The organism is Pseudomonas sp. EL_65y_Pfl2_R96 (assembly GCF_963970905.1).
Classification (GTDB): Bacteria; Pseudomonadota; Gammaproteobacteria; order Pseudomonadales; family Pseudomonadaceae; genus Aquipseudomonas.
The window spans coordinates 1-540 of the sequence record NZ_CAXAQH010000207.1 but is presented as its reverse complement, the minus strand read 5'-3'; the positions used below and the strand labels follow the sequence as shown (position 1 = coordinate 540).

The following is a 540-nucleotide window of genomic DNA, read 5'->3' as shown; positions in this document are numbered from 1 at the left end:
CTACGATCCGCTGACCGGCGAAGGTTTCATCACTGCGCAATGGCTTGCCGATCGTGCGCAGATGTTGGCCCGGTTGATTGCCCGAACCCAGGGCTCGTTTGGAGAGCACTCGCTGCAGAAGTTATCCTACTCCGATCTCGCCTCAGCCAAACAGGCGCCGATGACCACCGGTGTGTTGAATCCGCTGGTCATGTTCGGCGATGACGGTGCACGGTCTTTCGCGGGCGGTGCGAACACTGACCATCTGTATGGCGGCGCGGGCAATGACACGATCAACGGACTGGCAGGTCACGATGTCATCGAGGGTGGACGCGGCAACGACTTGCTTGGTGGAGGCGACGGCAATGATGCGTTGCACGGAATGGCCGGTGATGATGTTCTGGTCGGAGGAAAGGGTAACGACTCTTTGAGCGGTGGCGAAGGCAGCGATGGTTTCACGAGGAACGATCATAAACCGGTATCCAGACAAAAGAGACAGATAGAAAAACGCACCACTAGGGGGCGTTATGAGTGGTTATCCACAGTGTAAATAAGGCAGCT

The 540-nt window shown here is 56.9% G+C and carries 1 protein-coding gene; it reads left to right on the top strand.

Annotation, left to right across the window (positions count from 1 at the left end; all coding sequences use genetic code 11):
• On the top strand, positions 1 to 529 hold a 529-nt coding region (locus AACY49_RS30245), incomplete at its 5' end, for a calcium-binding protein (RefSeq protein WP_339527922.1).
• Positions 530 to 540 lie beyond the last annotated feature (11 nt).